Below are 321 nucleotides of genomic sequence, written 5' to 3' on the forward strand. Positions count from 1 at the left end.
GCGATCCCACCACGCATAACCGCGCAACGGTATCCGGTACGGCGGAAGCGGGGAGCTCGATCAAGCTCTATGAGGGCACGACCCTGCTTGGCACCGCGACCGTCGCGAGTGACGGCGACTGGAGCGTGACGACCCCGAATCTCAAGCACGGGTCACACACCTTCACCGCGACGGCAACCGATGCCGCCGGCAACACCAGCGCCTTGTCGCAGCCGATCGATCCGCCGATTGGTCATGGCGGCACCAAGGACGCTGCGACCGTCGAAGTCACCAATGTGCGCCAGCACTGGGATCACACGGCAACGATCAAGGGCACGGCCG

General features: G+C 65.4%; 1 protein-coding gene. It reads left to right on the top strand.

The window, feature by feature from the left end; genetic code table 11:
* Window positions 1-321, top strand: a 321-nt coding sequence (locus RAD10_RS41605) for an Ig-like domain-containing protein (protein ID WP_461622000.1), incomplete at both ends; no start/stop codon positions are given.

Source organism: Bradyrhizobium sp. 23AC, from assembly GCF_054863025.1.